This window comes from Streptomyces sp. AMJ-169 (assembly GCF_055597585.1).
Map to the genome: position 1 here is coordinate 240,600 of NZ_JBVLTJ010000001.1, position 14,276 is coordinate 254,875.

Consider the following 14,276-nt stretch of genomic DNA (forward strand, 5'->3'; position numbering starts at 1 on the left):
GGGGGAGAACCCCCTTGACGGGCGCTGTCCGTCTCGGTGAATCTCTCCCTTGGAACGTGTCCCGACGTTCCGTGAACGGGGGGCGTGAATACACGCCATAGGGGGAACGGTGACAAGTCACCAGCCATGCCGAGCCGCACCGTGCCGCAATACGAGAAACGGAAGAAGAACACCAGAGAACGACGGCGGCTCCGGGTGATCCGGAGGACCGCCCGGAAGAGCAATACGGCCGCCGTCTCGTCGGCCGGGCTCTTGACGGCCCCGCCGCGAAGAGTCTATGAATAAGCTCGTCGCCCACGAGTGCGTCTCCTCGCGGACAGCGTTCTCCCCCTGAGAACCGTCCGCCGGAGCACAACCCCCTCGTCTTCAGGGCGACTTCACGCAGGAGCCCCCGTCCCCGCGGGCGCCGCTCCTGCTTCCCCCGGCGCCCGGGCCTGCCCGGCGCGCGCCCGCGCGCTTCCCCGCAGCGCGACAACTCCCCCTGTACCAGGGGCCTTTCACGGCCCGCACCGACCGCCGCGACCGGCTTTCGGCCGAACGGCAGCGCACAGGAAGTGAGTCGTATGAGCGGCCTCATCGTCCCGCCCGGTCAAGGGCGCAAACTGGTCACCCGCGCCCAGGAGGTGACCTTCAAGGTCACCGGCGCCGCCGGGTCGGCCATGTCCTGCTTCGAAGTCGTCGTCCCGCCCGGCTTCGACGTCGGCGCCCACACCCACGCCCGCGCACAGGAGTTCTTCTACGTCCTGGAGGGCCGGCTGGACCTCCTCGCCTTCGAACCCGTCGAGCGCACCCCCGACACCTGGCACGACTGGCACTCGCCCGACGGCGAACGGGCCGTCCAAGTCGCCGCCGGCGGCTGCATGTTCGTCCCCCCGGGCACCCCGCACGCCTTCCGCAACGCCACCGCGCGCCCCGTCCGCATGCTCTTCCAGAGCCTTCCCTCGCCCGACCACGAGCACTACTTCGAGGAGATCGCCGAACTGTTCTCCGCGCACACCGGCGTCGACCCCGAGGCGGTGCTGAAGATGCGCGAGCGCTACGACGTCCACCAGATCACCCCGCTGCGTTACACCCCGCCGACCCTCCAGCAGAGCGGAGCCTGACCCCTCATGGAACCGATCCCACTGGTCCACGCGAGCCTCGGCGAACGCGAACTCGCCGCCGTCGCCGAGGTGTTCGCCTCCGGCTGGCCGGCCGGACAGGGCCCGCGCGGCAAGCTCCTGGAGACCCGCCTCGCCGAGCGCTACGGCGCCGCCGACGCCGTCGCCCTCAGCAACTGCGGCGCCGCCCTGCACCTCGCGATGCTCGCCCTCGGCGTCCAGCCGGGCGACGAGGTCATCGTCGCCGACTACACCTTCCCCGCCCCCGCCCACGCCGTGCGCTACGCCGACGCCGTCCCCGTCTTCGCCGACGTCCGCGCCGACACCGGCACCGTCGACCCGCGAGCCGTCGCCGACCTCATCGGACCGCGCACCGTCGGCATCATCGCCGTCGACACCGTCGGCCTCCCCGCCGACTACGCCGAACTGCGCCAACTCGCCGACCACCACGGCCTGTTCCTCGTCGAGGACGCCGCCTGCGCGGTCGGCGCCAGCTATCAGGGCCGCGAGGCGGGCGCGCTCGCCCCTGTCGCCTGCCTCTCCTTCCACGGCCGCAAAGGCGCCACCAGCGGCGAGGGCGGCGCCCTCGTCACCACCGACCCGGCCATCGGCGCCGACGCCCGGCTGCGCTCCTCCTTCGGCATCGGCAGCATCTTCGACCAGGCCCAGATCGTCGGCCTCCCGATCCCCGTCTTCACCGAGATCGGCCACAACTACAAACTCTCCGACATCGCCGCCGCGATCCTCACCGTCCAGCTCGACCGCGTCGGCGAACTCCTCGCCCGCAGGCGGACGGTGGCCGACCGGTACGCCGAACTCCTCGCCGAAGAAGAGCTGCTGACCCTGCCGCACGTCCCCGAGGACCGCACCCACGCCTGGCAGTCGTACCTGGTCACCCTCGACCCCTCCGTCAACAGGGCAGCCCTGGCAGCCGACTTGAGGGCCCAGGGCATCGGCTGCGGCCACGGCACCTGGGCCAGCCATCTGCAACCGGTGTACGAGTCCCGGCAGACCTGCCCGGTCTCCGCCGACCTCTTCCGCCGCAACCTCGCGATACCCATGCACGCCGAACTCACCCCGGACCAGACCGAACGCGTCGTCCGCACCCTCCGCACGGCGCTGCGGGCCCACGCCGGCGTTCGGGTGTGACGGTCCGCTGAGACGGGGCGAGGGCGGCGGCTTGTGCGGCGATACTCGAGCCGGCGCGGCACCGCCACCCTCGTCTGACCACCAACTCCCCTTCAGCGACCGGAACTTGACTCGACGTCAGAGACCGTGCAACCCACCTTGAGGAGTGTGCAGGTGCTTACCGTCTGTCTTGTCGGCGCCGGACCTCGGGGCCTCGCCGTCCTGGAACGGCTCTGCGCGGCCGAACGCAAGTCCCCGTCCCACCCGGCGGTGACCGTCCACGTCGTCGAGCCGTACGAACCCGGCGCCGGCCGCGTATGGCGCACCGAGCAGCCTCGCCGGCTGCTCATGAACACGGTGTCCTCGCAGGTCACCGCCTACACCGACGACAGCGTCCGGATGGCGGGCCCCGTCGAGCCGGGCCCCGGCCTGTACGAGTGGGCCGCCCGCCTCACCCGGCACCCCGACCCCGCCACCCTCGCCGAGGCCCGCCGCCTCGGCCCCGACGACTACTCCAGCCGCGCCTTCTACGGCGCCTACCTCGCGGACGCCTACCGCACGGTCGTCGCGAACGCGCCCGGCCATGTGACGGTCGTTCACCACCGCAGCCATGCAGTGGAGTTGACCGGCGGAGGAGGACCGCAGCACGTCGCACTCGCCGACGGCACCCGGCTCACCGGCCTGGACGCCGTCGTCCTCGCCCTCGGCCATGTGCCCACCGAACTCACCGGCAAGGAACAGGAGTTGGCCGACAGCGCCGCCGTGCGCGGGCTGACGTACCTTGCGCCCGCCAACCCCGCCAACCCCGCCGACACCGATCTCACCCGGATAGCGCCCGGCGAGACCGTCTTCGTGCGCGGGCTCGGGCTGAACTTCTTCGACGTGGTCGCGCTGCTCACCGAGGAGCGCGGCGGCGGCTTCGAACGGGACGGGGACCGGCTGCGCTACCGCCCTTCCGGCCGCGAACCCCGTATCGTCGCGGGCTCCCGGCGCGGAGTGCCCTACCACGCGCGCGGCGAGAACCAGAAAGGCCCCTACGGGCGGTACGAGCCGCAGTTGCTCACGCTCGACGCGGTCGCCCGGCTGCACCGCCGGGCCGAGGACGGCGAACGGCTGCACTTCCGCACGGACTTGTGGCCGCTGATCGCTAAAGAGGTCGAAAGTGTCTATTACGGGGGCTTGTTGGCTGCGCGGGGACATCAACGCGAGCCGTTCGTACGACAGTTCTTCGCCGCTCAGGGCCACGCCGAAGAGGCTCGCCTCTTGACCGCCGTAGGCATCGAGCCCGCCGACCGCTGGGACTGGGAGAAGCTGCAACGCCCGTACCCGCAGGCCGCCTTGAGCGGTTCCGTCGCCTGGCGGGACTGGCTGTGCGGCCATCTCGCGGCGGACGTGCGCGCGGCGCGGGACGGCAATGTCGGCAGCCCGCTCAAGGCCGCCCTGGACGTGCTGCGCGACCTGCGCAACGAGATCCGCGCGGCCGTCGACCACGGCCGCCTCGAAGGCAACTCCTACCGCGACGACCTCCAGGCCTGGTACACCCCGCTCAACGCCTTCCTCTCCATCGGCCCGCCCGCCGCACGGACCGCCGAACTGCTCGCGCTGATCGAGGCGGGCGTGGTCGAGATCATCGGCCCGAAGCCGCGCGTGCGGTTCTCGGCCGACGGCTTCACGGTCACCTCGAACGCCGTACCGGGCCCGGCGGTTCACGCGACGGCGCTGATCGAGGCGCGCCTCCCCGAACCGGACCTGCCGCGCACCGCCGACCCCTTGCTGCGCGGCCTCCTCCGGCGCGGCGAGGCCGCCCGCCACCGCATCCCGGGCACCTGCGGCACCGAGTACGAGACCCGGGGCCTGGCCGTCACCGAACGCCCCTACCGCCTGCTGGACACCACCGGCCGCCCGCATCCCCGCCGCTTCGCCTACGGCGTCCCCACCGAGTCCGTCCACTGGGTCACCGCCGCGGGCATCCGTCCGGGCGTCAACTCGGTGACGCTCGCGGATGCGGACGCGATCGCGCGGGCGGTGCTCGGGTTGTCAACGGCGGTACAGGACGGCGCTGTTGCCGTGTCGACTTCTGTGGAGGTGCGCGTATGACGAGCGAACTCGGGGGAGTTGCCGGGGAAGCCGGGCGAACTCCCGTCAAGGCGAAGGGGATTCCGGCGGGCGGGGTGCCAGCGGGAGCCAACTCCGGTGCCGGGCAGGCCCGAACTCCCGCCCCGGCCGCAGCAGTTCCCCCAGAACGCCGAGCCGCCCCCGACGCCGCCCTCCTCTCCCCCGTCCGCGCCGGTACCCCCGCCGAAGCGGCCACCTCCGACGCCGCCTGGCTGCAAGCCATGCTGGACGCCGAGGCGGCGCTCGCGCGGGCGCAGGCCAGGGTCGGGGCCGTGCCCGCCGGGGCGGCCGAGGTCATCACGCGGGTCGCCCGCGCCGAACTCCTCGACGTGCGTCAACTCGCCCTGGAAGCAAGGGAGACCGCCAATCCGGTGGTCGGGCTGGTGCGGGCGTTCACGCGGGTCGTGGCCGTCGAGTCCCCGGAGGCCGCCGAGTTCGTGCACCACGGGTCGACCAGCCAGGACATCCTCGACACCGGCGCGATGCTGGTCGCCGACCGCACCCTGCGGCTGATCCAGGCCGATCTCCGGCGCGCGGCAGACGAGTTGGGCGCGCTCGCCGCCCGCCACCGCGACACGGTGATGGCCGGCCGCACCCTCGCCCTGCACGCCGTCCCGACCACCTTCGGCCTGAAGGCGGCCGGCTGGCGCCGCCTCCTCCTGGACGCGCACACCCGCGTGACGGCCCTGCTCGCCGGCGGCCTGCCCGTCTCCCTGGGCGGCGCGGCCGGAACCCTCGCCGGCTACCTGGAGTTCGGTACCTACAACGACGCGGGCGACTACGCCGACCGGCTGCTGGACGCCTTCGCGGCCGAAACCGGCCTGGCCCGGCCGCCGTTGCCGTGGCACGCGCTGCGCACGCCGGTCGCGGACCTCGCCTCGGCGCTGGCGTTCGTCACCGGCGCGCTCGGCAAACTCGCCGTGGACGTGCAGTCGTTGACCCGCACCGAGGTCGGCGAGGTCACCGAACCCCCGGTCGAGGGGCGGGGCGCGTCCTCGGCGATGCCGCACAAACGCAACCCGGTCCTGGCGACCCTGCTGCGCAGCGCCGCGCTCCAAGTGCCGGTGCTGGCCGCCGGGTTGACCCAATGCCTCGTCACCGAGGACGAACGGTCGGCCGGGGTGTGGCACGCCGAGTGGCTGCTGCTGCGGGAGTGCCTGCGGCTGGCCGGAGGAGCGGCGCACACGGCCGTGGAACTCGCCGAGGGGCTCGTCGTACAGCCCGAACGGATGCGGGCCAACCTGGAGTTGACCGGCTGGCAGGTCGTGTCGGAGCGGATGTCGGCCGTGCTCGCACCCCGGGTGGGGAAGGCGCGGGCCAAGGAGCTGCTGACGCTCGCTTCGGCGGAGGGCGGTTCTTTGGGGGAGGTGCTGGCTCAACTTCCCGAGGTGGCCGAGCAGTTGCCGCCCGAGTGTGTCGACGCGCTGCTCGATCCGGCCGGGTACACCGGCGCTGCCGCCGCCCTGGTCGACCGTGAGTTGGAGCAACGGCCCTGATGAGCAAAGGACATGAGAAATGCGGCTCCCTCTTTCATGGAGGGAGCCGCGTCATCGGTCGACTCGGTGTCGAGCGCTGCCTACTTGGCGAAGATCAGCGTCGTAGGCGAAGGCGTCTCCCGGAACACCACGTCCTCGAACCCGCTCTCGTTCAGCCACTGTTGATAGTCGGCGCGCCGCCACGTGCTGCCGTGCCGGCTCTTCAGCAGCATCTCGGCGGCGAAGGTGAGGGCGAACGGCGGGCCGGAGCGGTCGTCGTCGACGACGTAGTCCGAGACGACCAGCGTGCCCCCGGGCCGCAGCGCCGCCCGCGCCTTCGCGAAGACCGCCAAGTTCTCCTGCGGGCCCTCCTGGTGGGCGATGTTGGAGTACATGACGAGGTCGTGGACGGCCGTGCCGAAGCCGGTGGTGTGGAAGTCGCCGTCCACGAAGGCGACTCGGCCGGCCACCCCCTTCTCCGCCAGCAGCCGGCGTGCGATCGCGTTGATCGGCGCCCAGTCCAACTGGGTCGATCGGGCAACGGGGTTGAGGCCGAGCCAGACCGCCGAGCAGACCCCGGAGCCGCCGCCGACGTCGAGCACGGAGATCTCGCCCGCGTCCGCCAACTTCAGCTCCTCGGCGACGAGTTGGGCCACCGGAACCGCCTGTGCGGCGAGCGCCTGCACCAGGTTCTCCCAGTGCGGGTTGTCGGCGACCTCGACGACCGCGTCACTCAGCGGTCCCCCGGCCCGTACGACGTCCGGGAGCCCGCCGAGCGCCGCCATGTGGCCCGCCTTGACCTGGGCGAACCCGGTCAGCGAGGTGGGCTTGCCGTCGACCAGGAAGGCGGCGGCCTCCGGGGTGTTGCGGTAGCGGACGCCGTCCGTCGTGAGCAGGCCGAGGCCCGTCAGCCCGTCGAGCAGGGCCCGCGCGCCCCGCTCGGCGATCCGCGCGCGGGCCGCCAACTCGGCTGCGTCCAGGGGGTGTTCGTCGAGGTGGGTGAAGACCTGGAGCCGTGCGGCCGTGCCCAGCAGGCCAGTTGCCCAATAGCCGTTGATCAGCCGCATGATCCGGTCCGACGCCGGAGGGAAGTCGTTCATGCTGTCCGTCCCAGGGAGGAGGTCGACGCGGTGACCCGCGCCCCGTCGGTGGTCCAACTGCCCAGCGCCATCTCGGCGGTGATGCCAGGGCCGAAGCCGGCGATCAGTCCCCGCGCGCCCTCGGTGAGCTCAGGCTCCTCCTCGAACTGGCGGCGCAGCGCCTCCAGGACGACGGCGCTGGCGATGTTGCCGTACTCGGCGAGCGTCGCCCAGCTGTGCCGGAACACCATCCGGTCGACGTCGAGGAACTTCGCGAGGTCGTCGAGGATCCGCGGACCGCCCGCGTGGACGACGTAGAAGTCGAGGCCGCCCGCGTCCCAGCCGTAGCCGGCGGCCAGGTCCCGCAGCACCGGCGCGAGCGGTTCCATCGTGCCCGGCACCCTGCGGTCCAGCCGGAAGTGGAACCCGGTGTCACGCACCTCGTAGGAGATCCAGTCCTCGGTGTGCGGAATCAGATAGGAGGCGTTGCGTTCCAGCCGCACCCCGGTGCCGCCGCTGCCGCGTACGACGGCCGCGGCGACCGCGTCGCCGAACAGGCCGTCGGACAGCAGCGAGCCGATGCCGTCGTCGTCCGGCTGGTAGCACAGCGAGCACAGCTCGCAGGAGACGATCAGGACGTTGCTTTCCGGGTGCGCCACGCAGAAGTCATGGGCGCGGTTGATCGCCGCGCCGCCCGCCGCGCAGCCCAGTTGGGAGATCGGCAATTGACGGGTGTCAGGGCGGAAGCCCATCGTGTTGATGAGCCACGCGGTCAGGGACGGCATGAGAAATCCCGTGCACGACACATAGATGATGGCGTCGATTTCGGCGGCCGTCACACGGGCGTTCGCCAGTGCCTTTTCGATGACCTCGGGGCAGCGTTTCTTCGATTCCAGTTCATAGATCCGGTTGCGTTCCTCGAAACCGGGGTGGCGGAGTGTCTCCGCGATGGGCCGCACGATGTGCCGCTTGCGCACTCCTGTGTTCTGTATCAGCCGAAGCGCCAGCGGGAGCTGCGGTTTTCCCGCGTGGGCGCGCTCGGCAAAAGCCAGGGTTTCCTCGACCGTGATGATGTTTTCCGGCACGCTCACCGATGGCTTGCACAGAGTCGGCATACCCGGCGTCCGCCTCTCAGGGATAGAGAATGCTCCATCGCCCACACGGCGTGGGCATTCCCCAATATCGCGCCGCGCACTTGCCACGGGCTTGGTGCCGGCTTGGTTCACCGAACCGAAGAAAAAAGGAGCGAAATGCATAAGATTTCCGAACTCACGGAACGCGAACCACGCGCCGCCGAACCCCGCCGCATCGCCGAACTCGAACGCGAGGTACGGGAACTGCGCCGCACCAACCAGGCGTTGAAGCTGTACTTCGCCAAGGCGCTCGAACTCGACCTCCCGCTCCCCGAGGAGACCGCGCAGCCGCCCGCCCCGCGTACGGCCGCCGCCGAACCGCCGTGCCCCACAGTCGAGTTCAGGGTCCTCGGCCCGGTCGAGGCGAGCGTCGGCGGCCGGCGGGTCGACCTCGGCGCGCCCAAACAGCGCGCCGCCCTCGCCCTCCTCGTCAGCCAGGTCGGCCGCCCGGTCTCGGTGGACGTCCTGCTGGAGGAGCTGTGGGACGGCCGCCCGCCGCCCTCGGCGATGACGTCGCTGCACGCGTACGTCGCCAACCTGCGCCGCGCGCTGGAGCCGGAGCGGGCGCCCCGCAAACCGGCGACCGTGCTGCGCACCCGGGGCCGCGGCTACCTCCTGGACCGGCGGGCCGCCGAGGTCGACGTGCACCGCTTCGCCGCGCGGGCCACCGCCGGCTGGCAGGCCCTGGACCGGCAGGAGCCCCAGCGGGCGCTCGCCGAGTTCGAGGCGGGCCTCGCGCTGTGGCGGGGCCAGGCCTACCCGGAGGTCGCCGACGCCGTCCATGTGGCGCCGGAGGTGGCCCGCCTGGAGGAGCTGCGGCTGTCGGTGACCGAGGGGCGCTGCGCCACGCTGATCGCGGTCGGCGCCCATGAGGTCGCCGTGGCCGAGCTGGCGGCCTTCACGCAGGCCCATCCCCTGCGCGAGTACGGCTGCGAGCTGATGGGGCTCGCGCTGTACCGCGCGGGGCGTCAGGCCGACGCGCTGACGGTGCTGCGCGCCCATCACCGGCGCATGGCGGAGGAGCTGGGCATCGACCCCAGCCCCGGCCTCCAGCGCCTGGAACGGGAGATCCTGCACCAGGCCCCGGCCCTCGGCTGACGGCCCGGCCGGAGACCGCCCCACGTGACCAACGGGAGAGGCCACGTGAACCGGACCCCGGCACACCGAAGGCCGTACGCCCCACCGGGACGTACGGCCTTCGGATGGTTCTTAAAGCGCTTGAACCCGTGGGTTCTTAAAGCGCTTTAACCCGCCTCGGCTCGGGCTCCCTGTCCGCCACCCCCGTGGGGGACAGGGAGTCGTCCGCGCGGTGGAACAGTCGGCTCGGCCACCACATCCAGCGGCCGACGTCCAGGGTCAGCGCGGTGACGAGGACCGAGCGGACGACCAGGGTGTCGAGAAGGACCCCGAAGGCGACGGCGAAGCCGAGCTCGGCGGCGAACACCAGGGGCAGCGAGCCCATCGCGGCGAACGTCCCGGCGAGGACGAGCCCCGCGGAGGTGATGACGCCGCCCGTCGCGGACAGCCCCGTCAAGGCGCCCTTCCTGGTGCCCTGTTCGGCGGTCAGCTCGCGCACGCGCGTGACGAGGAAGATGTTGTAGTCGATGCCGAGCGCGACCAGGAACACGAACGCCAGCAGCGGGAACGACGCCTCGGCGCCCGCGAAGTGGAAGACGTGGTCGAAGACCAGGCTGCTCACGCCCATCGCCGCCCCGAAGGACAGCACCACGGTCGCCATCAGCAGCAGCGGCGCGACGACCGCCCGCAGCAGCAGCGCGAGGATCAGGAAGACCACCGCCAGCACGATCGGGATGATCACCTTGGAGTCCCGGGCCGCCGCGTCGTTCGTGTCCAGCAGCACCGCCGCGTTGCCGCCGACCTCCGCCTCGGCGCCCTGCACGGCGTGTACGGCGCTTCGCGCGCGGGCGACGGTGTCCATGGCGGCCGTACTGCTCGGATCGTCCTTGAGGACGCCCAGGAGCAGCGCCTCGCCGTCCTTGACGACCGGCGCCGACACGGACGCGATGCCGTCGACGCCGGCCAGCGCCGCCCTGACCTGATCGGCCGAGGCCGCCTTGGAGACGACGTACACCGGATCGCCGGAGCCCACGGGGAAGTGCGCGGCCTGGATCTCCTCGCCGGTCGCCGACTGGGGCTTGTTCGTGAACTGGTCACTGCTGGCGAGCCCGTCCGCCTTGAGACCGAGGGAGCCGAGCGCCATGGCGGCCAGGACCAGCGCGGTGCCGATCCACACCACGCGCGGGCGCGCGGAGACAGCCGTACCGACCCGCGTCCACACGCTCTCCTTGGCCGCCGCCTCGGAGCCGTACGACGGTTTCACCGGCCAGAAGATCCACCGGCCGCAGATCACCAGGAGGGCCGGCATCAGCGTGACCATGGCGAGCAGGCCCACCAGGATGCCGACCGCGCAGGCCGGACCCATGCCCTGGGTGGAGCCCAGGGTGGCGAGCATCAGCAGCATCAGGCTGACGGCGACGGTCGCGGCGCTGGCGACGATCGCCGGGCCCGAGCGGCGCAGGGCCACCGCCATCGCCTCGTGCCGGTCCTCATGGCGGCGCAGCTCGTCCCGGTAGCGCGAGGTCAGCAGCATCGCGTAGTCCGTCGCGGCGCCGAAGACCAGGACGGTGAGGATGAAACTCGTCTGCTTGTTGACGACCAGCCCCGCGTGTTTCGCCAGCAGGTAGATGACGGCCTCGGAGGTCATCAGCGCGGTGCCGACCGTGACCAGCGGCAACAGGGGCAGCCAGGGACTGCGGTAGGTCACCAGGAGCATGATCACCACGACCGCCGCCGTGATCATCGTCAGCCCGCCGCCCTGGCTGAACCCCTTGATCGAGTCGGACGCGGTCCCGGCCGGCCCCGCCACATGGAACCCGAGCCCGTCGGCGCCCGCCTTCCCGACATCGGTCATCTTGTCGACGACCTTGCCGATCCCCTCCCAGCCGGTCTTGTCCTTGTGGACCTGGACGACGGTCTGGATCGCCTTGCCGTCCGCGGACCGCACCGGCCCCTGGGGCTGCCCGACGACCCCGCCGAGCGACTGGAACGCCTTGGCGTCGGCCGCGGCCTTCGCCAGGTCGGCGCCGGTGACCCCGCCCGGACGGTCGTAGACGACGATCGCGGGAACGGTGTCCGAGGGCAGGAACTTCTCCGCCCGCTGCACGATCTTCGTGGACTCGGCATTGCCCGGGAGCCAGGCCGAGTTGTCGTTCTGCTCGGCGTCCCCCAGCTTCCCGGCGAGCATGAGCGCCGGGACGAGGACGACGGCCCAGACGGCGAGGACGACCCACTTCGCCACCCTCCCGCCGGGCACGGAAGCCAGTTTGCGCAACACGTTCGTTTCCTTACGTTTCACTTGACGCGGGCGAGCTTGTCGGGGTTGGTGACGGTGTAGATCCCGCACACCCGGTCGCCGTCCGGCGTGAGGTCGAGCACCAGCACGGCGAAGGGCGTGTCACCGGTGAGCAGCAGCGCCGACGGATCGCCGTTGACGCTGCGGTAGGCGACGTCCAGACCCTTGCCGGGGGCGACCGACGACAGCAGCCTGGCGACCCTCTCGCGGCCCTGTACGGGCCGCAGACCGGCCGTACGGACCAGACCGCCCCCGTCGCCCCACAACGTCACGTCGGGCGCCAGGAGCCGCATCAGGGCGTCCAGGTCGCCGCCGAGCGCGGCGGCCAGAAAGCGTTCGGTGACCTGGCGGCGTACGCGCGGGTCGGGCTCGTAACGCGGCCTGCGGGCGTGGACGTGCTCCCGCGCGCGGTGCGCGAGCTGGCGGACGGCGGCCGGGGTGCGGTCGAGGATCTCGGCGATCTCGCTGTGCGGGTAGCCGAACACCTCGTGCAGCACGAACACACCGCGCTCCAGGGGCGTCAGCGTCTCCAGGACCACCAGCAGCGCCATGGACACCGACTCCGCGCGGACGGCCGCGTCGTCCGGGACCGGCGGGTCGCCCAGCGGGCTCACCAGCGGCTCGGGCAGCCAGGGGCCGACGTAGGCCTCCCTGCGGCGGCTGACGGTCGCCTGCTGGGCGAGGGCCCGGTTCACGGCGATCCGCACGAGGTACGCGCGCGGGTTCGCGACCGGCACCGCGCCCGGCGCCCGGTGCCGCGCCGCCCAGGACAGCCAGGTCTCCTGGAGCACGTCCTCGGTGTCGGCGACGTTCCCGAGCGTGTTGTAGACGATGGAGAACAGCAGCTCACGGTGGCGCTTGAACACCTGTGTCGCGGTGTGCGCCGCCTGATCGGACACCGCCGGGCCGCCTTCCGGCAAGGCTCCCCGTGAATCCGGCGGAGGGTGGGACATCGTAGGACCTCCCGTTGCGGATGCTTACGACAGGCTGAGAGCGGTCCGAGGCCCCGGAGTGTGACATCGGACCCGGTGAATGTGACCCAGGTCTCATTTCTGGCGGACTTCTTGGCGGGCTCCCTGGCGGGCTCCCTGGCGGGCTCCTTGGTGAGCTTCTTGGCGTACGCCGCCGGCGGGCTGGCCGCTCACCACACGCGCGCGCAGGTGACCGAACGCCAGCAGCACCGGCGCGTCCGTCAGCACCGGGAAGTGGTAGTCGAACGGGCGCGGACCGACCATGTCCGGCGGCCCGCTGTAGCCGCCGTCCGCGTCCTGGTGGTCCAGCAGCCAGGCCGCGGCCCGCCCGATCGCGCCCAGGTCGGCGCCGTAGCACAGCGAGATCAGCCCGTACGCGGTGCTGATGTCGTCGCTCGGGTCACCGGGCCGCATGCCCCAGCCGCCGTCGCCGTTCTGCGTCTCGCGCACGGTCCGCTCGATCCGTGCGGCCATCTCCGAGGTGCGGGCGTCGCGGGGGTCGGCCGTGCAGGCCGCCAGCCGGGCCCTGAACAGCGTGTGCAGCCGGCTGCGGGACCAGCCCGGCTCGAACCCCCCGTCGGCCCCCTGGCGGTCCGCCAGGAACCCCAGCGCCCGCTCACGCGCCGGAGCCGTCGCCGGATGCGGCGCCAGCGCGCCGACCGCCGCCGCCGTCATGCACGGTTCCGACGACGCCCCCGCGACGTACGTCGGGAAACCGCCGTTCGCGCCCTGCACGGCGAGCAGCGCGTCGACGCCCCGCCGCACCGGACCGCCGAACGCCACCGGGTCCACCCGCTGAAGGAACTCCAGCGCGCACGAGGTGTCGTCCACGTCGTTCTGGGCCACCGCCGGGGACATCGACCAGCCGCCGCTGAGCGTCGCCCCGCGCGCGAGGGACGGCGGCGGGGTGCCTTCCTGGTGAGCGGTGCTTCCCTGGTGTGCCGCGATGAACCCCGCCATGCGGCGCACCACGCGCGCGGGAGCGCCCGCCGCCGTCAGGGCGATTCCCGCGGTGGCCGTGCACCAGTTGTCCATCTCCATCACGAACGGGAAGCCCCCGTCCGCCCGTTGGCACGTCAGCAGCGTCGTGAGCGCTCTCCGCGCGGTGTCGCGTTCACCAGGGACGCCGGCCAGGGCGTGCAGCGTCAGGATGTGCATCAGGGTGTAGCCCTCCCAGACCCTGGTCTCGGGCTCGGTGGCCTTCAGGGTGCGCAGGGCGGCTTCGGTGGCCGAGGTGGGCCGGTCGGCCAGGATCAGCGTGATCGCGGCCTGCTGCACGGCCGCCCAGGAGTGGATCGGGTCGGTCGGGGGCGGCCCGGAGTCCGCCGGGACCGCGTCCGCCGGCAGCGGGCAGCCCAGCACCTTCAGGACCGCGCCCACCATCTTGCGCCGGCGCGCCGAGATGAAGCCGGGGGCGGCGCCCAGGACGCTCTCCGTGAGCTTCGCCGCGAGCGCGGGATCGGCCGTGGGGGCGGCGGGAGCTGCGCCGGCCCGGCGTATCGCGAGCCCGGCCAGCACGCGGTCCAGCCGGTGCGGCGAGTCCAGGTGCGGGGTCAGGAAGCCGAGCAGGCGGTCACGCCCCGGGGCGACGTACCCGAGGCGGTCCATCAGCGCCAGCGCCAGCGCCGACTCCAGCACGCGGCTCTCGCAGCGGTCGCGGATCGCGCCGTCGGGGGCGGTCTGGGAGGTGATGTGCCGGATCAGCCGGGAGGTGGCCCGGCGCACGCGCGCGCGGTCGACGTCCGGGGGCCAGGACAGAGGGGTGGAGTACAGGGAGTCGGGTACGCGCATGAGGTTCTCCGCAGGTCAGGAAGAGTGTCGAGAAGAGGCTTAAAGCGCTTTAAAAAGGGCCGCCGAGGGCTCGTGGAACCCTCGACGGCCCTGCGGACACGGCGGACCCGG

10 protein-coding genes are annotated in these 14,276 nt (G+C 72.2%); 5 read left to right on the plus strand and 5 right to left on the minus strand.

What is annotated here, in order from left to right; translation table 11 throughout:
* The first annotated feature begins 563 nt into the window (after positions 1-563).
* From ACYUD3_RS01005 to ACYUD3_RS01020, 4 genes are all read left to right on the plus strand, one after another.
* On the plus strand, positions 564-1,103 hold the full coding sequence (locus ACYUD3_RS01005; RefSeq protein ID WP_470961910.1) for a cupin domain-containing protein: 540 nt from the start codon (positions 564-566) through the stop codon (positions 1,101-1,103).
* Between the two features lie 6 nt (positions 1,104-1,109).
* Positions 1,110-2,249 (plus strand): DegT/DnrJ/EryC1/StrS family aminotransferase, encoded by a 1,140-nt coding sequence (locus ACYUD3_RS01010; RefSeq protein WP_470961913.1) that lies wholly within the window; start codon positions 1,110-1,112, stop codon positions 2,247-2,249.
* 153 nt (positions 2,250-2,402) lie between these two features.
* Positions 2,403-4,325 (plus strand): FAD/NAD(P)-binding protein, encoded by a 1,923-nt coding sequence (locus ACYUD3_RS01015; RefSeq protein ID WP_470961916.1) that lies wholly within the window; start codon positions 2,403-2,405, stop codon positions 4,323-4,325.
* The gene (locus ACYUD3_RS01020; RefSeq protein WP_470961919.1) at positions 4,322-5,839 is read left to right on the plus strand and encodes a nitrosuccinate lyase; all 1,518 of its coding nucleotides are present in this window, start codon (positions 4,322-4,324) and stop codon (positions 5,837-5,839) included. The genes ACYUD3_RS01015 and ACYUD3_RS01020 overlap by 4 nt, the downstream gene beginning before the upstream one ends.
* Positions 5,840-5,919: 80 nt before the next feature.
* Here ACYUD3_RS01020 and ACYUD3_RS01025 read toward each other — a convergent pair whose 3' ends face one another.
* Positions 5,920-6,918, minus strand: coding sequence for a class I SAM-dependent methyltransferase (locus ACYUD3_RS01025; protein WP_470961922.1), 999 nt, complete (start codon positions 6,916-6,918; stop codon positions 5,920-5,922).
* Complete coding sequence (locus ACYUD3_RS01030; RefSeq protein WP_470961925.1) at positions 6,915-8,012, minus strand: type III polyketide synthase; 1,098 nt, start codon at positions 8,010-8,012, stop codon at positions 6,915-6,917. The genes ACYUD3_RS01025 and ACYUD3_RS01030 overlap by 4 nt, the downstream gene beginning before the upstream one ends.
* Before the next feature lie 135 nt (positions 8,013-8,147).
* Here ACYUD3_RS01030 and ACYUD3_RS01035 point away from each other — a divergent pair, with 135 nt between their 5' ends.
* On the plus strand, positions 8,148-9,128 hold the full coding sequence (locus tag ACYUD3_RS01035; RefSeq protein ID WP_470961928.1) for an AfsR/SARP family transcriptional regulator: 981 nt from the start codon (positions 8,148-8,150) through the stop codon (positions 9,126-9,128).
* Between the two features lie 136 nt (positions 9,129-9,264).
* Here the strand turns inward: ACYUD3_RS01035 and ACYUD3_RS01040 are convergent, their stop codons facing one another.
* From ACYUD3_RS01040 to ACYUD3_RS01050, 3 genes are all read right to left on the minus strand, one after another.
* Positions 9,265-11,385, minus strand: a complete 2,121-nt coding sequence (locus ACYUD3_RS01040) for an MMPL family transporter (RefSeq protein ID WP_470961931.1) — start codon at positions 11,383-11,385, stop codon at positions 9,265-9,267.
* A gap of 17 nt (positions 11,386-11,402) precedes the next feature.
* Positions 11,403-12,302, minus strand: a complete 900-nt coding sequence (sigJ, locus tag ACYUD3_RS01045) for an RNA polymerase sigma factor SigJ (protein WP_470961934.1) — start codon at positions 12,300-12,302, stop codon at positions 11,403-11,405.
* Between the two features lie 147 nt (positions 12,303-12,449).
* Complete coding sequence (locus ACYUD3_RS01050; protein ID WP_470961937.1) at positions 12,450-14,165, minus strand: prenyltransferase/squalene oxidase repeat-containing protein; 1,716 nt, start codon at positions 14,163-14,165, stop codon at positions 12,450-12,452.
* Positions 14,166-14,276: the final 111 nt, after the last annotated feature.

Excerpts from the sequence above, each read along its gene's own strand:
- ACYUD3_RS01030 (WP_470961925.1), bottom strand. The coding sequence starts at position 8,012 with ATGCCGACTCTGTGCAAGCCATCGGTGAGCGTGCCGGAAAACATCATC.
- ACYUD3_RS01025 (WP_470961922.1), bottom strand. The coding sequence starts at position 6,918 with ATGAACGACTTCCCTCCGGCGTCGGACCGGATCATGCGGCTGATCAAC.
- ACYUD3_RS01035 (WP_470961928.1), top strand. The coding sequence starts at position 8,148 with ATGCATAAGATTTCCGAACTCACGGAACGCGAACCACGCGCCGCCGAA.
- ACYUD3_RS01010 (WP_470961913.1), top strand. The coding sequence starts at position 1,110 with ATGGAACCGATCCCACTGGTCCACGCGAGCCTCGGCGAACGCGAACTC.
- ACYUD3_RS01020 (WP_470961919.1), top strand. The coding sequence starts at position 4,322 with ATGACGAGCGAACTCGGGGGAGTTGCCGGGGAAGCCGGGCGAACTCCC.
- ACYUD3_RS01005 (WP_470961910.1), top strand. The coding sequence starts at position 564 with ATGAGCGGCCTCATCGTCCCGCCCGGTCAAGGGCGCAAACTGGTCACC.
- ACYUD3_RS01050 (WP_470961937.1), bottom strand. The coding sequence starts at position 14,165 with ATGCGCGTACCCGACTCCCTGTACTCCACCCCTCTGTCCTGGCCCCCG.